The following is a 22916-nucleotide window of genomic DNA, read 5'->3' as shown; positions in this document are numbered from 1 at the left end:
GTCTTCAAACGAAAAACACCTCCATTGAATTTGCATACTTAGTATGCGAATTCAGGAGGTGTTTTTTTCATGTACCACTATTCGGGTTCACTTCAATATCGCTATAAGGGGTTTTTATTATATTTCGAATATTTATTCCTTCTCAATATTCATCTATATCTTTGTTATAATGGAAAAGTTATTTCTTTCGACTAATACACAAGGAGGATGTTATGGAACAATTTTATTACATTTTAAAATATTTAATTCTTGGTCTATTCCAAGGACTAACAGAACCAATTCCGATTTCTTCAAGCGGTCACCTCGTTTTAGCACAGCATTTGCTAGGACTAAAAATAGAAGGATTTAGCTTTGAGCTACTTGTTAATTCAGCTTCATTATTAGCTGTATTACTTATTTATAGAAATGACTTAATTCGTCTAACAAAGAATGGTCTATCTTATATATTCACAAGAGCAGAAGATGCAAAATCAGATTTTTTCTTTATTATTTACCTTGTTATTGCAACCATTCCAGCAGGTGTAATTGGAGTTTTATTTAAAGATTATATCGACCACTATTTAAAAGGTGTTAAAATGGTTGGGGTTTCCCTTCTTATTACTGCTATCGGCCTTTGGATTATTCGAAACTTGCGTGGACGTAAAAGTGATGGCGACCTTTCTATGAAAGATGCAATCATTATTGGTCTAGCACAAGCTTGCGCACTAATTCCTGGTATAAGCAGGTCAGGTGCTACAATCGTAGCAGCAATGTTACTTGGTATGAAGCAAGAAACCGCTCTTCGTTTCTCATTCTTACTATACATCCCTGTTAGCTTAGGTGGTTTATTGTTAAGTATTACAGACATTGCAAACGATCCAAATTTAGATACATTATTTGTACCTTATATTGTTGCTTTCATCGCAACATTTGTCATGACATATATTTCATTAAAATGGTTTATGAACATTATGGCGAAAGGAAATTTAAAATATTTCTCTTTCTACTGTATTATCGTAGGTGTGCTAACTATCATTTTCTTATAAAGTGAAACTTTAATCAGTGGGGGTTTTGTTCATCCCCCCTGATTATTAGCCCTCACCAATCGGGATTTTACGGGCAGCAGGGCTCCCACCTAACTTCTTTGCTCCGGCCGAATTTTGAGGTGGAAGTTTTACTGCCCACAAATAGCGGGATAAAAAAAGCCTCTTACTGCCCTCATACAGTAAGAGGTTTTTCCTTATGCATAAACTTTCTTTTCCTGACAATACAAGCGAATAACATGTGTATTTTTTTGAAACAAATCATGTGTTAAGCGAATAATAATAAAATTTCGTTTTGTATTATCATCATGAACAAAAATCTGTTCTCCCTCTTGAAAACGCCACGCGCTTTCAAAAGTTGTAATATGATCCCCACTTACAGAAAAAAGCTCATATCGCATGTCTTGTACCCTCTCTCAACTTATAATAATCATAATATCCTTATATTAAATTTAACATAACTTAATTTCGATAAAATTTGTAATTCTTTCTATTTCGAAATATTTTAACTTTGTTTTAAACTCCTTTTAGCGCTATAATGATAAACGAATTTTCATTGAAAGGAGTTTCATTTTGACTGCATATTTATTTCCAGTAAAAACAGCATTTATTTTATTTCCTATTTTAGCAATGTTTCTCTTAATCCCTTTTTTAATATTTAATTATCGAAAATACGGTTATTTAAATAAATGGCGTTCATTTATTTTGTATTCATTACTACTCTATTTATTAAATGCCTATTTTCTTGTTATTTTGCCGTTACCACAAACGTATGATACTTGTAGCCTACAACCCGCTAATACACAGCATATGCAACTCTCACCATTTTATTTCATACAAGAGATTAGTAATCATACATCGGCAATTTTAACGAAACCTACTACTTATTTCTTGTTATTAAAAGAATCTGCATTTTTACAAGTTGCTTTTAACGTTCTATTAACCGTTCCATTCGGTATTTACTTACGTTATTATTTCCGACGTAGTTTCTTCCAAACAGTGTGCATTTCTTTTTGCCTTTCACTGTTCTTTGAATTAACACAAGTAACTGGATTATATGGTATTTATAATTGTGCATATCGCTTATTCGATATCGACGATCTGTTTTTAAACACACTAGGCGGCGTAATCGGTTTTATCATTGCACCAATATTTACGTACTTCCTGCCAAAAACAAGCGAATTAGATAGTCATATTGATTTGGAAACGAAACCAGTCGGATTCGTTCGTCGTCTCCTCGCTATGCAAATTGATTGGATTTTCTTATCTATCGTTGTACCTTTCATTAAAAACAAAGGAAACTCACTATTTATTTCTAACATCCAATCTTATACAAATGTATACGAATTCCTTTTCATTACATGTTCAATCTTAATTTACTTTATTATCATCCCATATTTTACAAATGGAAGAACAATAGGGAAAGCGTTGCTTCGTATTTACATTAAAGGACAAGCAGAGCGTATTACACTAAAAGAATTATTCATTCGTTACGGTATATTCTATTTCATTTTAGGTGGAATCAATTACATTCTTTCTAGTAGCTCTATTTTAAATCATACAGAGCCTTTAGTATTACTAGTTATACTGTTATTCCAATTTGTAATTAACGGGCTATTTATTATTCATGTTTTATTACATGTATTTAGCAGTGATAAATTACTATTTTACGAGCGTATTAGTCATACAAGAAATGCAATTACACTTAAAAAAGCTGACAAATACTAATTTGTCAGCTTTTTTTCATAATCGTAAATAACTTTTCTGTATAAGGGCTTAAAAATATTCCTGTTTCATCTAGTGACTTCCTCACTTTTAGAAACGAATGCAATTCTGGATATATATTTTGCAATTTTTCGTACGTTAACGTATGCATTTTCCCCCAATGCGGGCGCCCTTCATACTTTAGAAAAATTTTCTCCACTTCACCAAAATAAGCGGCATACTTCATACCTTTATACATATGAACAGCTATATACGCTGAGTCTCTTCCATACGCTGGACTGAGCCATATATCATCATCTCTCACATACCGGCATTCAATCGGGAAGTGCACCTTATACTTTTTCTTTTCAATAAGATTTGAGATTTCTTCTACAACAGCCCTCATATACTTTGAAGGGACACTGTACTCCATTTCATAAAATGGAACTGTACGTGATGTAGCGAACACTTCATAGCTTGGTCCAATTATTTTCATGTTCGGTACAGCCTTAGCTGATAATCGGCTTACTCCTTTACTTATAGAAGGAAACCATTTACACCCTTTAGATAATAAAGAGAACATCTTATTTTCAAGTAACTCCACCTTTAGTTTATGCCATTTCAAATCACTTTCTTTACTCGTTGTTTCGTTTGTAAATTTCACTTGCACTTCATCTGAATAAGGAAAAACGAAAAATTCAAAATGACGATTCTTCTTATATTCTTCTATTTTGTTCATTACAGTAGACAATGATTGTTTTCCACTTTCATAAACGAGAGAATACGCTGGGATAACCTTCAATTTTATCTTTACAATGATACCTAGCATTCCAAGTGACAACTGAAATGCTTTCCAATATTCGGCGTTCTCGGTTTCTGAACAAACTATACTCTCACCTGTTGATAAAACTGCCGTGATCTCTATAACTTGTGTTGATAAACTCCCAAATGTAACACCCGTCCCATGAGTCCCCGTACTAATCGCTCCTGCAATAGATTGTGAATCAATATCCCCTAAATTTTCTTGCGCATAACCTTTTTCCTGAAGTAACTTCCCTAAATCATGTAGCTTTGTTCCCGCCCATACTTCGACAACCATCTTCTCTGCATCAATATTCCCAATGCCCTTCAATTCATCTAAAGAAACTAAAATTTCTTCCGTTTGCACAAGAGGTGTAAACGAATGCCCTGAACCGACAACACGAATTTTCTTTCCTTTTTTTCGTGCAAGCCCTACAACTTCTACTACATCTTGTATACTTTTTGGATACATCGTATAATGTGGCGTTCCTTCTACATTCCCTGTCCAATTTCTCCATTTTTGTCCCTTTATAGAAAGCATCGTCCATCCCCCCGATATGTTGAATACTCTCCAACAATTTCCCCTTGTTTAATGCGATACAAAATAGGAAAACGCTCACATAACTCCCCAGCTTTACTATGGCGAAACAAGATAGAATCTCCTATATCCACTCGTTCCTCGCCGTTATAAAAAATTGGCGTTTGCACTTCACCAGCACCTTCTAAAGCTAATAGTTTTGCACCATGCGGCATCCAAACCTCAGGCTCTTTATCTTTACCAACTGCACCTGAGGCAATATATCCGCCACCGAGGCAAGTATAAATAAAAGGATCCGGTTTACGTACAACTGGTAAAGCAAATCCGACAGCTGGCTGAAATTTTACTTCTTTATAATAATCAAATAGTTTCGGGGAATAAAAAGCAGAACCTATTGTAATCTCTGAAACTGAGTTATCTTGCTCAGTTGTTTTTATACTTCCTGTTCCTCCCCCATTTACAAATCTTAGTTTAATACCAAGGTTTTGTATTTCTTTTACGATACGTCCCCTTCTTTCTTTAACCTCTAATACTGATTTCTTCTTTAAATACGAAACCACTTTACTTTTCATCCATTGATTCGGTATATGATCCCCCACCCCGGCAATTTGAGCTTCATATCCCATTACACCATCTAGTATTAAATATGATGAGCCCTTCACCTTTTCTACTATTTTCAAAGCGCTCTGCACATCTTTTACCGGGGATCTTTTTACACCAAAATGAATTTTTAAAAAACGACTACTCATATCAATATCCAAACAAACGCGAAAACACCCTTTAGACTTCTCAGCAATCTTTTCTAAATAAGTAATATGGTCTTCACAATCCACCATACAAGTTATAATGTGCCCTTGCTTTGTTAGCAAACTAATTTCATGTAAAGCTCTTTCATCATAAACAGGATATCCGAGCAATAAATCATTAAATCCTTGTTCAATTAAAAACAAAGCTTCTCTAGGAGAAAAACACATAATACCTTGAAACCGATTATTTGCAGCTAAAATCTTTTTCATAACTGGAACAGAGCGTAATGATTTACTCGCTATACGAATTTTCTTATCTCCACTTAACTCTATAATCGATTGAATATTCCTCTCTAAAGCCACTTCATCTAAAAATGCACACGGTAATGGAACTTCCTTAAAAATTCCTCTATCCACATTTTTCTCTCCTCTTCTATATATGTCTTATACATATTGGAAAGAAAAAATGATTTTCCTGTTTTCAAATAAAAAAAGTTTCTTCTTCACGAAGAAACTTTTTTAAGACTACTCTATTTCATAGAAATAGTCGCCTCTACTGGATAATGATCAGAGTAATCATTATATGTATATTCTTTGAGCCATGACGTAACAGTCCATTGTGGCGATTTCGACTGTAACACCTTATTCTCTATATACGATGGATTAGCATGGTCCTTACTTGTAATAATATAATCTAAATACTCGGCAGGGCTATCGGGGAAGTTATATTTCGCAATACTGTTTGTCGTCGCATCCCAAGTTGCAGTATATCCAGTATAAGATGGAATAGAGGCGTGCAATGTTTTGAACATAGATGCGTACTCTGAGTCACTATTATTCTCAGCATTTATTTTATTTACATTCATATCACCACCAATTAACACATACTCGTTATTTGGTATATTTTTATTTTTAATAAACTCTTGAATTTCTTGTAGCTGTTTTGTACGTACAGATGCTGGCGAAGTATTTCCACACATACTATCTTCAGCTTGTAAATGAGTCCCAATCACATGTACAAAACGATCATTTTTCTTAACTTTTGTGTATACAAATCCTTTATTTGATAAGTTATCTGGTCCACAGCCTTTTTCAAATACATATTGAATCTTTTCAACAATTGGCCATTTACTCACAATCGCTACACCTCCATCTTCAGGAGTCGAAGATGAATAGTTTCCTAACGTCTTATCCCACTCGCTTCCACTACTACGACCTAATACTGCCGTTTGATTTGGATATTCTTTCTTCAAATTTCCTAATAAGCGATTTGAAGCACTATTATCAAACACTTCATTTAATATAACAACATCTTGATTCTTTATATAATCTGCTGCTCCAATTAAATCAGCACGCTCATTTTGTCCCCAGTTGGGATATAGGTTTGTTGATAGCATGTATACATTATGCGTCATAACTTTTAACGTATCATTTTGATTTGTGGACATTTCTGCTTGAACGGAAGATCCGCTATATAAAGCTGCTAGACCAATCCCAAAGCTTAGTACACCTTTTAGCAATTCACTTTTCACAATTCATATCCTCCGTTTACTGTATAGTGATAAAAAGGCCAAATACTCTATTCTGAGATTTGACCTTTCTCCAATACTTAACGATTTCCGTACGTATCAAACCAAAGCTGAATGTATCCAGCAGTTACACGTTGCGCTTCCATTAATCGCTTACCAGTCATTGGTGTAACTTCAGCGCGCCATTTGTCGGCATAACTTTGTGATACAGCAGCTTGCACGAACCAACTTTTCGTATTACTATTTACGATACCAGGGAAATCTTGTTTCGCAGCTACCGCAGCACCATGAATCCAATCTTCAGGGTTTATACCTTTCCAATTCCAATATCCATTTCCGTCCGTTACTTTGTAATTATCTTTAATCGTATCTACAAAGTTTTCATATTTAGAATGGAATCCTTGTGGATAAGAAATATTCGTAAAGTTTGCTGCATGCATCGGTTGATTTACATCACCTAAATAATGAAGAGATAACCCTAAATAGAAGAATGCTTGTTTCATATCTTTATTTTTATAAGATTCACCAGCTAATTTAAAATACTTAGCTCCAGTTTCCTTCGCTTGCTTTGCAAGTGGAATGTATGTACTTCCATCGTCTGGATCATAGAAATGTGACGCAAATGTACTATTGTCATAATAAGGATTTTCATAATCAGCAGAATAAATGCCATTTTCTAAATCTGTGCGCCATTCATTTAATAGTGCAACTTGATCTTGTTTTACAATTGTCGTATTACGGGACATAATATCAATAGCACGGTTTACAATCCATAAATGAGAATTTACACCTTCTGAGTGTTTATCTTCCGCAGACCAATACTGAGTAATAATCGCTCTACTTTCTTCATTCTTTTCATGTGCAAAAGCTACATTTTGTAATGGCGCTACTAACGTAATAGCTGCTGCTAAAGCAAGTACTTTCTTTTTCATCTGAAATCCTCCATTTTATAATAGAATTATTGTAAAGATTTTTGTTAGGATCCTACGATGTCTTACGGTTAACCTATGATTAGAATATCCCACCTTTCGTGAAAATTCTATCAATAAATTAAAATATGCAAATGTTCATATCACTATAACTTTATACATAGCGAACGTAATGAATGAATGCACTTACATTGTAATACAGTATTGTTAAGCTACTGCAAATACTTGTCTAAACTAATGTAAAAAAAGAGTAAAGCGATTAACCGCTTTACTCTTTTTTTCTTTTCGATAATACACTTGGCAGTTGCACATTAACTGCCAATTTATGAATAAATCCAAACACTAATCCAATCCCGATAAATATGTATAAGATCGTAAATACCTTTCCGAAATCAGTTTGCGGACTAAAATTCCCATCACCGACAGTCGTCAACGTAACCACACTAAAATATAGGGCGTCAAGAGGACGTAATCCTTCAACTGTACTATAAAAAATCGTACCAGATGTTAATGTTAAAAATGTTAATACGAATAATACTTGAAATTCTTTATCTTTCCACGCTCGTAAACAAGCTTTTAGCATCCGTTTCAATGTCAACATAAATGAAAGCATTAGACTTCCCCTTCCAAACAAAATACCTGTAGTTAAAGGAAAGTCTATCACCTTTCTGTATAGAAAAAAAGTAGCCCTCTTCTATTTCTAGAAAAGGGCTACTTTTTACTATTCTCTATTATTTAGGTGAAACAAGAATTTTCACTTGTGTTTTATCTTTTACAAGTGCTTCAAATCCTTCTTCAACAACTTGATCCACTGTGATTTTTTTCGTAATTAATTTCTCTGCTTGAATTTGGCCAGAGCTAATTAATTTAATAACAGCTGGGAAGATATGACGGTATCCAAGAATACCGATAACTTCTTTTTCTTTTAGTACAAGGTTGTTTGGCGTAATTGTCGCATCTTTTTCCCACACACTAACAATTACAGTTTGTCCTTCAAAACTTGTACTTTCAATCGCTTGACGAAGTACTACTTCGACACCTGTTACTTCAAAGCTCACATTTACACCTAAACCATTTGTTAAGTTACGAATTTCTGCTAGTACATCTTGAGTTGCTGGATTTAATACGTAATCAGCACCTGCTAATTTAGCTAGCTCTTGACGTTCTTTAGAAAGTTCCACTGCGATAACAGGAGTTGCTCCTGCTGCTTTTGCTGCTTGGATTACAAGAAGCCCAATCGGACCACAACCAAATACCGCTACAGCTTCTCCCTCTTTTAATTTACTTTGACGTACTGCATGAACTGCTACTGCTGCTGGTTCTACAAGCGCACCTTGCTCATACGTCATTTCGTCTGGAATATGATGAACCATATCTTCTGGTACTACTGTATATTCAGAAAAACCGCCGCCTTCTCCGCCAAGACCGTGGAAAACAAGTTGTTCACAAACATTGTAATGTCCGTGTTTACAAGCTTCACATTTACCACAAGAATAAATTGGTTCTACAACGACGCGATCTCCCACTTTATGAGAAGTAACGCCTTCACCGATTTCAACTACCTCACCACTAAACTCATGACCTAAAATAACCGGTGCTTTTACGTGTGTTAATGGGTGCTCTTCTGTTGGAATAAAAATAGGTCCTGCTAAATATTCATGCAAGTCTGTTCCGCAGATACCACACCATTTAACTTTAATCTTAACTGCTCCTGGTCTTACAGTTGGTTCTGGTACTTCTTCTACTCGTACATCACGTTGATTATGCCAAAGTAGTGCTTTCATTTTATACATCCCTCTCTACGTATATACTTAACCTGGTGAAGTTTGCAAATCTATTATAATACTTCCATCCATATATTTCAAAAAAACAATCTCATTTTCACTAATTTTTAACAAATAACGTTCAATATTTTGTCACTTTGTACTTTTTTCCACATCTGTTAATGCTAATTTCATTGCGGTTGAAATTAGCATTATGCCATAATAGCATAGGAGAGGTGAATATCGCTTGAAATATTTTATTTACTTTATTGTTATCGTAGCGTTTTTAGATACATTTTCACAATTACCTATTATGAGTACTTTCGCTCAAAGTCTTGGAGGAACCCCTCTTGTTATCGGGCTAGTTATCGGTATGTACTCATTCGCTAATATGATCGGTAATATTATCGCTGGAGCCGCTGTCGATAAATTTGGTGCAAAAAAAATCCTTTATATAAGCATGGGAATTACGAGTTTCATAGTCTTGTTATACACCGTTGTTCAAAGTGGTGAACAACTATTAGTTGTGCGCTTTATACACGGTTTTAGTGACGGATTTTTAATTCCTGCTGCCTTTACGTTTTTATCAAAGCAAACGAATTCAGCAAGGCAAGGTAAAGCAATGGCTCTATCTGGTGCCGCTGTTGGAACAGCTGCAATCGTAGGACCTGCTTTCAGCGGCATTATGAAAGCAACAGCTGGTATAGAGTGGGTGTTCATTACTATTTCTATTTTAATGGTCCTTGGTACAATCGTATCTCTATTCTTCTTACCAAATAACGTATCAAGAAAAGATACATCAAGAACACAAATGATGAACAAAGAAGATATGATTGAACTATTGAAATCAGAACCGTTATTACAAGCATATATTGGTGCTTTCACACTAATGTTTTCACAAGGGATTGTCACTTATATGTTACCAGTAAAAGTTGAGGCATTAGCACTTAAAGCATCTACAACAGGCATGATGTTAAGTGTATTCGGAATTACCGCTATCCTCTTCTTCTTACTGCCAACAAATCGCATTTACGATCGATTTAATCGTTCCAAACTAATGCTAATCGGGATTGCAGTAATGGCACTAGCGTTATCTTTACTCGGATTATTTGCAACAAAAGGCATGCTCTTTATCGTTATGATAATTTATGGAATTGGATTCGCTATCCTCTTCCCAGCAATTAATGCTTTACTTGTTGAAAATACAACAGATAGTAACCGAGGGAAAGCATTCGGATTGTTTTATGCATTCTTCTCGTTAGGAGTTGTTGCTGGCTCCTTTACAGTCGGAGCAATCGGGGCATCGCCTAGCGTCAGCTTCGTTATCGGAACTGCATTCTTGTTAACATTTGCTGGAATGATTTTTGTAAGAAGCAAAGTAAAAAAGACAATGATGGGTTAATTCCATCATTGTCTTTTTTTAAAATGCATATTGATATAATCCGTAATATAACGGAAAAGTTGGGATAATGCCAATTAATTTAAATACAAAAGGTAATGGCTCATCTTTCTCTTCATATAATCGTAAAACAAAAACTGCAGTTAAAGTCCAAATGATGCTAAATACGAAGATGCATTGCCAAACGATCGGCTTCAATATTTGTACATCAAAAACAAATCCAAATAGTCCTATCCATGTAATAATAGACACTACAAAATCAAACTTTTGAATCGGTGTTTGAAACATCCCTCTCACTAGCGAAGTAATAGCTAATATCGCTACAATTACCAAATAAATTTTCCACAACATAATGATAATCTCCTATTCAATTCAACTTTTAACTTTTAACTTTTAACTTTCAATAAACCATATTTAATGAATAATATGGCATTATATTTTTCATAGAAATAATACAACGGATAACAAAATAAGAAGAAAATAAGTACGGTTGGTACATTGTCTATAATAGAAAAATGTTTTACTAGCAATTCTTTAATACTCTCTCCAATAATAATAAACAGTGGGATAACACAGATTGCCGCTAATATTAAACATGGTGTTATCCTCATTTCTTTCAGCTTCACCTTACAATGCGGACACCTTAATGAAAAAGGATGTGGGATGTCGATAATATGTTGTGCAGTAATATTCTCTTCACATTGTGGACATGCAATTGTTTCTTTCATTTGTCCCCCCTCCTTTCTACTCATCAAAAAAGAGTTCTATTAAATAGAACTCTTTTTATTGCCTAATATATATTACTTTTGTATATAACCAAATATCAATGTAAATAAACTTACATATAAATGCAATACTACTTGCTCCTTTTAAAAAAGAAAATGAATAAATATCGACGATACTTCGACAATTTCCTCGGAAATATTTCTTTTCCACACATAATTTGATACACTACATATGGATAAACACTTGTATTACATAAGCTAAAATAATAACTTAATGTACAAATAAAAGAGCACACTCTTCATATGAAGAATGTGCTTTTATTTTATCCCGCATTAACGTCTAATCCAAACAGCACCTGCAGACTTATCATCTGCTTGTCCAACAACTTGGAATTTAAGGCCAAGGTTTGGAACTTTGCGTCCTGCGTCAGCAATTTGCTTATTACTGTATACCTTTGAATCATCAAACGTTGTAACACCTTGTAATCCAGTATAATTAAACTGTCCTCGTGTAAATGAATTTACACTCCATGAAGGTGTTTGATCAAATGAAAATGCAGCATCTGCAATTTGAATTCCAGTATTACCGTATGCTGGTTTCCCACCTAAATTTCCAACAATCGCTTCTGGATGAGAATCTACAACACCAAGGAAGCCTTCACCTGGATGTAACCCAACCCAGTTATCTTTGAAACTATCATCTGCATACCAAACGACAAGACCTGTATTATATACCGGACCTTTTCCCGCTTTTAATCCATTATCTGATCCAGCATAGTTTCTCCACTCTAGATAATAATAATGGGGTTTCTGTTCTGTCCCATCAGAAACAACGAATCCATTTAACTTCATTTTAGACTGTCCTTCTGCGTCATCTGAAAATACTACTTGTCCATCAACTGTTACATTTACATTATCCATTGCGAAACCTTTATATGTTAAAGCTGGATCTGTAATATAGTCGAATTGTAGTTTAACTTTCTTCCCTTTAAATTGACTTAAATCGTATGATTTATCAATCCATTTTCCATCTGTTGTATCTTTATCTTCTTGGACTATGTTTTCTCCCAATCTATCAATTAATGTTTTCGTTCCATCTTCAGTTACAGCATGTACTTCGATGAAATCACACTCTGCTTCTAGTTCATAATTCGCTTTATAATCAAATTTTGCATTTGTTCCTTTTGTTAAATCGAAGAATGGTGTTTCTAATGTCGTATGAATATCATCGCCTCTTGTACTATAGTATGCACGCTTTCCAAATCCAGGCTTAATTGTTTCAATACTCTTACCTGGTAAGTTGACACGTACGACACCTGGACGATTTGATTTTGTAACACTTTGATCAATATATGTAGGAACGCCTACACCACTCTTAATTTTATCGTAATCTACTTCTAAAATTTTCGCCCAGTTTCCACCCATATTCTTTTGTAAGAAATCTTTATTTTGTGGTGAAAAACTAGTTGGCTCTGTTCCTGCGATTTTTCCTGTCCAGCTACCTCCACTCATTAATGACCAAGCTTCGACAGGTGATCCCATTCCAGTATAATTCGTATCATACTCATCTGGTAAACCAAGGTCATGTCCAAATTCATGTGCAAACACACCTACTGCACCGTCTTCTGGTTCAATTGTGTAATCATGAGCCGCTACTTTTCCATCCCAATAAGGTACTTTAGCTGTTGTTCCTTCAATCGCTACTGGATCCCTTGCTAATTTAGATCGATGTGACCAAATTGCATCATCTCCTAATTTACCACCGCCAGCTTCTTGACCAACACCGGCATGAATTACCATTAAATGATCAATTACACCGTCCGGTTCATTAAGATTGCCATCGCCATTTGTATCATAACGGTCGAACTGATCGAATTGTGATAAATCTAATCCTTTATCCGCTGCAGCTTTTAATGCTTCTTTCACTAAATCACGCGCACCTTTTGGTCCTTTATTATCGTGACCGCTACTACCATCAGCACCGTAATCAGCAGCTTTTCCTGGCACAGTTAGCCACTCCGTTACATATCCGTCTGTCGTATAACTACCACCAGACTGCTCTTCATAATATTGTTTAAACGTTTTTACTTTCGAACCATCAAATAATGTGTACGGTTCATTACCAAATAACATTTTTTGATAATGCTCTCTACTAAAGTCATTCGAATACATATATCCTGGTGTTTGATCAATATTATTATGTTTATAATCACTAAATTCAACGAGTAATACTAATACTTTATCAGTTCGAACAGACCCTTTATACGGCGCTTGCTTTGCTTTAGAAGTTGGGACTTGTCCATTCAGTTGTTTTTTATTTGGTTCTGGCTTTTGCTCAGGACTCACATTTTTTTCAGGTTTCTTTACTTTCTCCTTTTCCTCCATTTTCTTCTCTTTTACTTTTTTCACGAAATCAGATGCCTCTTTAGCAGTATCCGCTGGAAGAATTTCTTTATTTGCCTGATCCCCTTGCTTCTTTTCAATATATTGCTCTACGGCCTTTTTTGTCTCTTCTTTAGACGATGCTGGATTAATTGTTCCTCTTTCTTTCAGCGCTTCCGCTAAACGATCTTCTTGAATTAAGTTATGATCAATTGGCGTTGTAGACACACCTTCTTTTGCTGACGTTTCTGCATATGCTAACGGAGCACTCATTACAGCTGAGCATCCGATGAGTGTTGCGATCGTTAATGATGACAACACTTTAAATGGCGCTTTTTTTCTCATTTTAATCATCCCCTTGTATCAATCTTAAACTTCAGATAAAAATATGTAATCTATCCTCCCTTGTATAATAAAAGACATGATTCTATAAGAAATAAGCTTTCTGTTATAGAATCATGCCCTCCAGTTTTCTGGTCAGACCCTCTATCTTTTTATGTCGAAATGTGAAAAATAAAGAGTGATTTGTATATATTAAATAGCTTATATTAAAAATTTAAAAGACAATATGCACAATTGCATGAAAATTCTTTCAAACAAAAAAAGAACCCAAGTTAATTAAACTTGGGTTCTCCATTTCGTATTATTTCTCTTGTGTTTTTTCCCAATCAGCTAAGAATTTCTCAATTCCTTGATCTGTTAATGGATGCTTCACTAATGAAGCGATTACGTTTGCTGGGATTGTTGCAATATGTGAACCGTTTAATGCTGCTTCTGTTACATGAACACTGTGACGGACAGATGCTGCAATGATTTCTGTTTCAATGCCGTGAATTGCAAAGATTTCTGCGATTTGGCGAATTAAGTCCATACCGTTATGACCGATATCATCTAGGCGACCTAAGAACGGTGAAACGTATGTCGCACCAGCGCGAGCTGCAAGTAATGCTTGCACTGCTGAGAATACTAATGTAACGTTTGTACGAATTCCTAAATCTGAGAATGCTTTTACTGCTTTTAAGCCTTCTGTTGTCATTGGAACTTTTACAACAACGTTTGGAGCGATTTTTGCTAACTCTTTTCCTTCTTCAATCATTTTATCAGCTTCTAAGCTAATTACTTCTGCGCTTACAGGTCCTTCAATAAAGCTGCAAATTTCACGAATACGCTCATGGAAATCTACGCCTTCTTTTGCTACAAGGGATGGATTTGTCGTTACTCCAGCTACTACACCTAATGCATTTGCCTCTTTAATTTCGTTAATGTTTGCTGTATCAATAAAAAATTTCATTTGTTATTCTTCCTTCCTAATTTTCATTTTATATTTATTTATTTTTTCTTAATAAGCTCTAATTCAATCGGAATAAATTTGTCCACTTTTTTACCTTGTGTTATCTCTTTCGCTGTTTCCATCGCCTTCTCTCCGATTAATTCTGGTTTTTGAGCGACTGTTGCTGCCATACGCCCATCTTTAACCGCTTTTACAGCATCATCTGTTGCATCAAATCCAACAACAACCACATCTGTTTTACCAGCAGATTTCAATGCCTCAATTGCGCCTAATGCCATTTCATCGTTATGAGCAAACACTGCTTTTATATCGCTATTTGCTTGCAAAATATTTTCCATAACGGATAATCCTTTTGCACGATCGAAATCAGCTGCTTGTTTTGCTACTACTTTTAAAGACTTATCAGCTACGTTATGGAATCCTTTCCCACGCTCACGAGCAGCAGACGATCCAGGGATTCCTTCTAACTCAGCAACATTTGTTCCTTCACCAACTAACTCCCGAATGTAATCACTAGCCATTTGACCACCTTCTATATTGTTGGAAGCAATATGAGAAACAACTTTACCTGAATTCGCAACCCGGTCTACTGTAATAACAGGAACATTGGCTGCATTAGCTGCACTTACCGCTGAAGCAACAGCATCTGAATCGGTTGGATTAATAACAATTACATCGACACCTTTTTGAATTAAATCTTCAACATCATTTGTTTGCTTCGCCGCATCATTTTGTGCATCAACAGCAATTAATTCAATGCCGCTATCTTTTGCCTTCTTTTCTGCACCTTTTTTCAACGTGACGAAAAATGGATTATTTAAAGTTGAAACAGAAAATCCAACTTTAATAGTTTTATTTCGACCTTTATCGCTAGAATCCTTTGCCCATTCTGGTGGTTCCATTGAACAACCAGCAGTAACTACCATGATGCATGCAACGAGTATCAGTAACCATTTTTTCATGAATTGCCCCTCCATTACGCTTCTTTTCGACGATCAATTAGTACAGCTAGTAAGATTACAAGTCCTTTTACAACTTGTTGGAAGAAAGAAGATACACCTAATAAATTTAAACCGTTATTTAGTACACCAATAATAAGCACACCGATGAATGTACCAACAATCCATCCTCTTCCACCTGAAAGACTCGTTCCTCCTAACACAACTGCAGCAATTGCATCCAATTCGTAAGAAGTACCAGCAGTCGGCTGTGCAGAATCTAACCTTGATGTTAAGACAATACCTGCAAGCGCTACCAAAATTCCGGAAAGACCGTAAATCATTACTTTAATTCTCGTAACATTAATACCTGATAAAGCTGCCGCTTCTTCATTTCCACCAATCGCAAACGTACGGCGACCAAACGTTGTTTTCTTTAAAATAAAGTACAGTACTGCAAAAGCGATCATCATTGTAACGGCTGGCACAGGAATACCAAGGAAATAACCACGGCCAAACATTTGGAACATTAAATGATCACCAAGACCGGTGATCGGACGTCCGTCCATATAAACAAGCGTCAACCCGCGAAAAATAGTCATTGTTGCTAAAGTTGCAATAAACGGAGCTACTTTTCCCTTCGCAATAATAATACCGTTTACAATCCCCATTGCAAGACCTGCTAATAATCCAACTACCATTGCAAGGAACGGATCCATGCCACTTGCCATCATTCCGGCAACAAGTGCACTTGATAATGCTAAAATAGAACCTACCGATAAGTCAATACCCCCTGTTAAAATAACGAAGGTCATTCCAAATGCAATGAGTGCATTAATCGATACTTGGCGCAGTATATTAAATAAATTTGGAATTTCAATAAATGCTGGATTTAAAGCTGTAATTACCACGATAATTAATACTAACCCAATTAAAGAACCAAGTTGTTGTAATACATTCCCCTTCTTAGCCATATCTTACTCTCCCCCTGTAGCTAGTGCCATAATAGACTCTTGCGATGCCTGATCTTTCTCTAAAATACCGCCGATTTTCCCTTCATGAATAACGAGAACACGATCACTCATTCCTAAAACTTCTGGAAGCTCAGACGATACCATAATAACGGCATCACCCTGCTCAGTAAGCTTATTCATAATAGAGTAAATTTCCTTTTTAGCCCCAACATCTACACCTCTCGTTGGCTCATCTAAAATGAGTAACTGCGGATGAATCCCTAGCCATTTTGCAATTACAATCTTTTGCTGATTTCCACCAGAAAGAGATTTTACAGCTTGCTCTCCGTTTGCTGCTTTCACATTAAGAAGCTTCATCATATCCTCTGTAAATTGCTGTTCTAAAGCTTTATTAACAACGCTTCCCTTTGAAAGACTTTCTAAATTTGGTAAAGCTAAATTTTCACGAATCGAAAAATCTAACACAAGCCCTTCAGATTTTCTATCCTCTGTAATAAAGGCAATTTGTTGTCTAATCGCATCAATTGGACTATCAATTTTTACTTCTTGTCCATTCATGAAAATTTTTCCTGAATCGAGCGGTTCATATCCAAATATTGCTTTCATAATATCCGTGCGACCAGCTCCCATCAAGCCCGCAACACCAAGGATTTCACCTTTTCTAACTTGAAACGAAACATTTTCAAATTTCCCCTTTTTCGTTCCGTTACGCATTTCAAAAATCACTTCGCCAATTTGACTATTTCGCTCTGGATAACGTTGACCAATACTGCGCCCCACCATCATGCTAACTACTTCATCAAATGATGTTTCTGGAATTAATCTCTTCCCTACATATTCTCCATCACGCAAAATCGTAATGGCATCACATATTGAAAAAATTTCTTCCATCCGGTGTGAAATATAAACGAATGAAACGCCCTCTTTACGTAATTTATTAATAACAATAAACAGCGTTTCAATTTCGCGATCTGTTAATGCTGCTGTAGGTTCATCCATAATAATAACGCTCGCCTTTGTCATTAATGCTTTAGCAATTTCAATAATTTGCTGTTGTCCAACTGATAATTCACCTGCTAGCATAGCACCTCTCACATGTAGACCAAGATCTGCTAATTGTTGCTGGGCAATCGCATTCATTTGACGCGTACGTAAAATGCCCGTTTTCCCATACATTAACTCTTTTCCAAGAAACATATTTTCAGCTACCGTTAAATTCGGTAATATGTTCAACTCTTGATGGATAAATGCAATACCATACTCTTCAGCTTCTTTCGCATTTTTAAAAGTTCGTTCTTTCCCATCAATCATGACTGTTCCACTGTCTTTTTTATATACACCTGTTAAAATCTTCATGAGCGTCGATTTCCCCGCTCCATTTTCCCCCATCAATGCATGGACTTCTCCTGTTTCAATCATAAACTGTGCGTTTTTTAGAACAGGATTACCACTGAACGCTTTTGAAATGTTCTTCATTTCAATATGCATTCTCATCACATCCCTCTATTAAAAAATCACGCCTGCATGTAAAATAACATTCGCATAAGGCGTTGCTTCTCCTGTACGAATAATCGCCTTCGCTCTCTTTGTATGCTCTTTAAATTCCTTATGAGACACATATTCAAATGCTGGCTCTATTAAACGCATCTCAACTTCTTTATTTACCACGTCATTATTCATAATGACTTCTTCTGCCAGCGTCACTTTTTCAATTGCCATATCATCAGCAACTACTTGTAATACGTCTAAAAAGCTAGGCTTTCCAATTTCAACTGCTAAATCAATTCGTTTTACTCCATCAGGAATCGGCAACCCGCAGTCTGCGATTACAATCGTATCTGTATGCCCAAGTGAAGCAAGGACTGCCGCGATTTCACTATTTAATACACCGTGTTTTTTCATCCAACAATCACCTGCACTTCACGTACTCTATCTCTCGTCGGCATACCGCCCTGTGCCCCAAGTTTCGTTACAGAAAGACCACCAGCAATATTAGCAAAACGAATAGCCTTTTGAAGTGTTTCTCCTTCAGAAAGCGCAACTGCTAACGCACCGTTAAATGTATCACCAGCTCCAGTCGTATCTACTACATCTACAGCAATACTTGGAACTTGAACAACTTCCGTTCCATTATGGAAACGAACACCATTAGACCCTTCTGTCATCAATAGCTTATTTGGATATTTAGCCAGTAACTCTTCAATTGGTGATGTGAAATCATTTAATACGATGCGACATTCATGTTCATTCGGCGTAATATAAGTCGCTTTTTCTAAAATATCTTCTGATAAAAATTGTGCTGGAGCTGGATTCAACATAACTGGAATTTTATGCTCCTCACAAATAGCTAGAACGTATTTTACTGTTTCAAGCGGAATCTCTAGTTGAAGAACAACCATATCTGCTTTTACAAGAAGGTCTTTTGAACGATCTACAATCGACTCATTTACAAGAGCATTTGCTCCTTGTACGACAACAATACTGTTATCCTCTTCTGCTAAAACGATATGAGCGATTCCTGTCGTCCTATCTGTAACCGGTACCACATAGTCGATAAAAATGCGTTCGTTCTCCAAATTTTTTCTAACTACTGTTCCGTAATCATCATTTCCTACTGCACCAACCATCGCTACATTTGCTCCTAATCTAGCTGCAGCAACTGCTTGGTTGGCCCCTTTTCCTCCTGGTATCGTATGAAACGCTTCACCAATTACTGTTTCTCCTGCTTTCGGCCGTATTTTTGAAACAGCCACTAAGTCCATTGAAATGCTACCTACTACTGCAATATTTGGCATCTGTCTCATCTCCTTACTTCGTTGTATTTCGTTCTATAATTTCAATCGGTAAACGATAATGTTTCTCTTCTAATGGATTTCCTTCCATCTGCTCTAACAACAATTCTGTTGCAATTTTCCCCATTTCATAAATTGGCTGTGCAACAGTCGTAATAGATGGATACATCATTTCAGTTAAAGAAATCCCATCGAATCCAATAATTTGTAAATCGTCTGGAATAGAAATTCCCTTTTGAAGTGCAGCCTTTACAACGCCGATTGCAATTAAATCATTCCCAGCAACAATTCCATCAATATGCGGATATTCTTCTAATAATTCCACCGCGACCTGTTCACTATTAGCTGGATCGAATGTACTCTCTGCAATCATATAAGAAAGATTATTTTGCGTAATAACGTCTACAAAACCTTCAAAACGTTCATTAGCTGTGCTCACATCACGCGGTCCGCGAATATGTGCAATATGTTTACACCCTTTGTCTATTAATAACTTTGTCGCCGCCTGGCTCCCTGCATAGTTATCTGCATATACAGTAGGAATGCGCTCATTAAACATACGGTCAATCGCAACAACTGGAATAGACAAATTCATGTAATTAACACTATTTTGTGGATTCGTTGCTACAATAAATCCGTCCACATTATTTTGTCTAAGCACATCAATGTATTGCTTCTCTTTTTCTAAATTTTCATCAGAGTTACAAAGTACAACTGTGTAACCTTGCTTATGTGCTACATCTTCTACAGCACGTGCAACTTCCGGAAAGAATGGATTCACGATATTTGGAACAACTAAGCCAATTAAACGAGACTTTTTATTATATAAAGAACGCGCTACTGTACTAGGTTTATAATCTAGCATTTCAATTGCTCGCTCTACTTTTTTTAATGTATCCTCATGAACATATCCATTTTTATTTAACACTCTGGAAACGGTCGCAACAGATACCCCTGCTAATTTTGCAACGTCTTTAATCGTACTCATTCTCTTTTCTCCTCACTTCATGTAACCGTTTACAGAAAATAATATAACGCATTTATAAAAATACGTCAATCATTTCTAACTAAAAAGCTTTTAAGGTTATACTCAAAAAAAGCATCGCCTTATGGCGATGCTTTTTTATTACGAATATGATACAGTTTTTTCCTTTTCTTCTACAGCAGGCTCTTCAGCACCTTTTTTACGATCAGACAGTTTAATTTTCTGTAAGAAAATCGTAAAGATAGCACCTACTACGATAAATACCAATCCTGTTAAGAATACAGTATGAAGTGAGTCCACTAAAGAGCTTTTCAAAATTGGTACGATGCTATTAGAAAATGCTTCTGGCATTTGTTTTAATGCCTCTGGACTAAATAGCATAGAATATAAACTTTGTGGATCGGTATGAATCATATCTTTAAATTTTGTTACCATTTGTCCCGCTTCTTTTGGGAATGTGTCTAATACAGGTACTAATTTATTTGTTAACGTTGTGCCTGAAGTGTTATTCATAATTGATCCTAAAATTGTAATCCCAAACGTTCCACCGATTTGACGGAAGAATTGACTTGATGATGTTACAACGCCAAGATCTTTTTTCGGGAAGCTTTCTTGTAATGCTAATGTTAATATCGGCATAACAAGACCCATTCCTAAACCGATAACCATCATATAAGAAGTAGCGGTAAGCTTAGTTGTGTGCATATCCATCGTTGTTAATAACCAGAAACCACTAGCCATAATAAGCATCCCTGTAATAATTTGTGGTTTCACACCAATTTTTAATACAAGCTGACCACCAATAATACTCATAACGATCATTGTAATCATCATCGGTGTCATAATCGTTCCTGATTCAGCAGCACTTACGCCTACAATTCCTTGCATAAAGAACGGTACGAACATAATTGCTCCAAACATTCCGATACTCATAAAGAAACCGATCGCATTCAGTAGTGTAAATGTGCGGTTTTTAAAGAAGTGCATCGGTAAAATTGGTTCTTCAGCCTTCGTTTCAACGATAATAAAGCTAACAATACCAATGGCAGCTAGTGCAAATAACCCGATAATTTGCCAAGAACCCCATGCATAATCTTTCCCGCCAAACGTTAACGCAAGTAATAAACTTACAACACCGAGAATCATCGTGAAGATTCCAGCGATATCAATTTTAATTGGTCCTGTTTGTTTATGTGCTTTTAATCCCATTGCAATAAAGATTGTCGCTAAAATACCAACTGGTAAGTTAATATAGAATACCCATCTCCAGTTCACTGCGTCTACAATCCAACCACCAACTTGTGGTCCAATTACAGAAGCAAGACCGTATAAAGCACCAAAAATCCCTTGCCATTTAGCACGTTCTTTTCCCGTGAACATATCTCCGATAATAATCATAGCCATTGGCATCATAATACCGCCACCAAGACCTTGAATACCACGGAAAATAATTAATTCTGTCATACCGTTGGCCATACCACATAACGCTGAACCAACCATAAAGATAATTAATCCTGCTATATATACGTTACGACGCCCAAGTAAATCCGCTAATTTACCTGCAATCGGTACAACCGTTGTTGATGTTAACATATAAGCTGTTGTTAACCATGTCATTAAACTTAATCCACCTAGTTCACCGACGATACGCGGCATTGCTGTACCAACGATTGTTCCGTCCAATGCAGCAAATAGCATTGCGATTACTAAACCGATTAACAACAACTTTCTATTCTGATTTTCTTGTTGCTCCATGTAATCTCCTCAATTCCTCTTAGTTTTTCTCTTTTTTCTCTTTTTTCTCTGGTTTCCCGCAAATAATTGTTTCTAGCTTTTCAAAGAGGCGCAACAAATCTTCCCTCTCTTGTAATTCTAAGTGTGAGAAGTATTTTGCAATATGCTCATTACGAGCCGCCATCGCTTCTTCTACTGTAGCTTTCCCCTTCTTCGTTAGCTCAATGACAACAACGCGGCGATCATTATCGTCGTGATAGCGCTCTACTAACCCATGATCAATTAAACGATCAGTCATTACTGTAATCGCGCTCGGTTTCACGTACATTTTCTCCGCCAATTGTGTCGCTCTTGAAGCTCCGTAATGATCTAAAATCTTTAAAATATAAAACTGCGGTGGTGTAAGTCCTGATGCTTGCATTTGTTCTAATAGCTCTGTTTGCATTTTCTTTCCTATAGCGAATGTAAGAGCTTGAATCTTATCAATATGAGTCATATCATTTGGCATGTTATCCACCTCTTATTTAAGCAATAAAATATTTAACGTATTTAAATATTAATCCCACAAACAAAATACGTCAACAACTTTCTTTATAAAAACGTTTACATTCTTGTCACAAAGTTGTATAATTTTCGTCGAAGTTAATATTGACAGTCACGGAGA

Annotated in this window: 22 protein-coding genes; 3 read left to right on the top strand and 19 right to left on the bottom strand. The window is 36.0% G+C overall.

What is annotated here, in order from left to right; translation table 11 throughout:
* Positions 1 to 212 precede the first annotated feature (212 nt).
* Positions 213 to 1025, top strand: a complete 813-nt coding sequence (locus ABH957_RS23085; protein WP_113937922.1) for an undecaprenyl-diphosphate phosphatase — start codon at positions 213 to 215, stop codon at positions 1023 to 1025.
* Between the two features lie 194 nt (positions 1026 to 1219).
* On the opposite strand, the gene ABH957_RS23080 is transcribed toward ABH957_RS23085, so the two are convergent.
* Positions 1220 to 1423, bottom strand: coding sequence for a hypothetical protein (locus tag ABH957_RS23080; RefSeq protein ID WP_002134416.1), 204 nt, complete (start codon positions 1421 to 1423; stop codon positions 1220 to 1222).
* Positions 1424 to 1595: 172 nt separating this feature from the next.
* Between ABH957_RS23080 and ABH957_RS23075 the strand changes: the two genes are divergently transcribed.
* The gene (locus ABH957_RS23075) at positions 1596 to 2750 is read left to right on the top strand and encodes a VanZ family protein (protein ID WP_404448986.1); all 1155 of its coding nucleotides are present in this window, start codon (positions 1596 to 1598) and stop codon (positions 2748 to 2750) included.
* Between the two features lie 4 nt (positions 2751 to 2754).
* Here ABH957_RS23075 and ABH957_RS23070 read toward each other — a convergent pair whose 3' ends face one another.
* The 6 genes from ABH957_RS23070 to bdhA all read right to left on the bottom strand — a co-directional run bounded on the left by ABH957_RS23070 (position 2755) and on the right by bdhA (position 9053).
* Positions 2755 to 4068, bottom strand: coding sequence for a D-arabinono-1,4-lactone oxidase (locus tag ABH957_RS23070; protein WP_404512274.1), 1314 nt, complete (start codon positions 4066 to 4068; stop codon positions 2755 to 2757).
* Entirely contained in the window at positions 4056 to 5228 is a 1173-nt protein-coding gene (locus ABH957_RS23065) for an amino acid deaminase/aldolase (RefSeq protein ID WP_404457189.1), read from the bottom strand. The genes ABH957_RS23070 and ABH957_RS23065 overlap by 13 nt, the downstream gene beginning before the upstream one ends.
* 113 nt (positions 5229 to 5341) lie before the next feature.
* Complete coding sequence (sph, locus tag ABH957_RS23060) at positions 5342 to 6343, bottom strand: sphingomyelinase C (protein WP_404457187.1); 1002 nt, start codon at positions 6341 to 6343, stop codon at positions 5342 to 5344.
* A 77-nt stretch (positions 6344 to 6420) separates the two neighbouring features.
* The gene (gene cerA / locus ABH957_RS23055; protein WP_404448994.1) at positions 6421 to 7272 is read right to left on the bottom strand and encodes a phospholipase CerA; all 852 of its coding nucleotides are present in this window, start codon (positions 7270 to 7272) and stop codon (positions 6421 to 6423) included.
* 265 nt (positions 7273 to 7537) lie between these two features.
* A complete protein-coding gene (locus tag ABH957_RS23050; RefSeq protein WP_002090921.1) occupies positions 7538 to 7882 on the bottom strand; it encodes a potassium channel family protein in 345 nt (114 codons plus the stop codon).
* A gap of 118 nt (positions 7883 to 8000) precedes the next feature.
* Positions 8001 to 9053, bottom strand: a complete 1053-nt coding sequence (gene bdhA, locus ABH957_RS23045) for a (R,R)-butanediol dehydrogenase (protein WP_000645834.1) — start codon at positions 9051 to 9053, stop codon at positions 8001 to 8003.
* 226 nt (positions 9054 to 9279) lie between these two features.
* On the opposite strand from bdhA, the gene ABH957_RS23040 reads away from it, so the two are divergent.
* A complete protein-coding gene (locus tag ABH957_RS23040) occupies positions 9280 to 10434 on the top strand; it encodes an MFS transporter (RefSeq protein WP_404457185.1) in 1155 nt (384 codons plus the stop codon).
* Between the two features lie 18 nt (positions 10435 to 10452).
* On the opposite strand, the gene ABH957_RS23035 is transcribed toward ABH957_RS23040, so the two are convergent.
* The 12 genes from ABH957_RS23035 to ABH957_RS22980 all read right to left on the bottom strand — a co-directional run bounded on the left by ABH957_RS23035 (position 10453) and on the right by ABH957_RS22980 (position 22760).
* Positions 10453 to 10782, bottom strand: a complete 330-nt coding sequence (locus tag ABH957_RS23035) for a hypothetical protein (RefSeq protein WP_404449001.1) — start codon at positions 10780 to 10782, stop codon at positions 10453 to 10455.
* 35 nt (positions 10783 to 10817) lie between these two features.
* Positions 10818 to 11159 (bottom strand): hypothetical protein, encoded by a 342-nt coding sequence (locus tag ABH957_RS23030; RefSeq protein WP_002029794.1) that lies wholly within the window; start codon positions 11157 to 11159, stop codon positions 10818 to 10820.
* A gap of 330 nt (positions 11160 to 11489) precedes the next feature.
* A complete protein-coding gene (gene inhA2, locus ABH957_RS23025) occupies positions 11490 to 13883 on the bottom strand; it encodes a M6 family metalloprotease immune inhibitor InhA2 (RefSeq protein ID WP_404457183.1) in 2394 nt (797 codons plus the stop codon).
* Positions 13884 to 14181: 298 nt separating this feature from the next.
* Positions 14182 to 14829: a fructose-6-phosphate aldolase gene (fsa, locus tag ABH957_RS23020; RefSeq protein WP_000667669.1), complete on the bottom strand. Its 648-nt coding sequence runs from the start codon at positions 14827 to 14829 to the stop codon at positions 14182 to 14184.
* 38 nt (positions 14830 to 14867) lie between these two features.
* Entirely contained in the window at positions 14868 to 15791 is a 924-nt protein-coding gene (rbsB, locus tag ABH957_RS23015; RefSeq protein ID WP_002125255.1) for a ribose ABC transporter substrate-binding protein RbsB, read from the bottom strand.
* 14 nt (positions 15792 to 15805) lie between these two features.
* The gene (locus tag ABH957_RS23010) at positions 15806 to 16741 is read right to left on the bottom strand and encodes an ABC transporter permease subunit (protein WP_404512272.1); all 936 of its coding nucleotides are present in this window, start codon (positions 16739 to 16741) and stop codon (positions 15806 to 15808) included.
* A gap of 3 nt (positions 16742 to 16744) precedes the next feature.
* Positions 16745 to 18229: a ribose ABC transporter ATP-binding protein RbsA gene (rbsA, locus tag ABH957_RS23005; protein WP_113937946.1), complete on the bottom strand. Its 1485-nt coding sequence runs from the start codon at positions 18227 to 18229 to the stop codon at positions 16745 to 16747.
* 18 nt (positions 18230 to 18247) lie between these two features.
* Entirely contained in the window at positions 18248 to 18643 is a 396-nt protein-coding gene (gene rbsD / locus ABH957_RS23000; RefSeq protein ID WP_113937914.1) for a D-ribose pyranase, read from the bottom strand.
* Positions 18640 to 19536 carry a ribokinase gene (rbsK, locus tag ABH957_RS22995; protein ID WP_113937913.1) on the bottom strand — a complete coding sequence of 299 codons (897 nt, stop codon included), beginning with the start codon at positions 19534 to 19536 and terminating at the stop codon, positions 18640 to 18642. The genes rbsD and rbsK overlap by 4 nt, the downstream gene beginning before the upstream one ends.
* A gap of 13 nt (positions 19537 to 19549) precedes the next feature.
* Positions 19550 to 20521 (bottom strand): ribose operon transcriptional repressor RbsR, encoded by a 972-nt coding sequence (gene rbsR / locus ABH957_RS22990; protein ID WP_113937912.1) that lies wholly within the window; start codon positions 20519 to 20521, stop codon positions 19550 to 19552.
* A gap of 138 nt (positions 20522 to 20659) precedes the next feature.
* The gene (locus tag ABH957_RS22985; protein ID WP_113937911.1) at positions 20660 to 22273 is read right to left on the bottom strand and encodes an MDR family MFS transporter; all 1614 of its coding nucleotides are present in this window, start codon (positions 22271 to 22273) and stop codon (positions 20660 to 20662) included.
* A 19-nt stretch (positions 22274 to 22292) separates the two neighbouring features.
* Positions 22293 to 22760: a MarR family winged helix-turn-helix transcriptional regulator gene (locus ABH957_RS22980; protein WP_002029807.1), complete on the bottom strand. Its 468-nt coding sequence runs from the start codon at positions 22758 to 22760 to the stop codon at positions 22293 to 22295.
* Between the last annotated feature and the right edge of the window lie 156 nt (positions 22761 to 22916).

Source organism: Bacillus sp. RC242 (genome assembly GCF_044908245.1).
In the GTDB taxonomy this organism is placed as follows: domain Bacteria; phylum Bacillota; class Bacilli; order Bacillales; family Bacillaceae_G; genus Bacillus_A; species Bacillus_A mycoides.
This window is presented reverse-complemented; position numbering and strand designations above follow the sequence as displayed.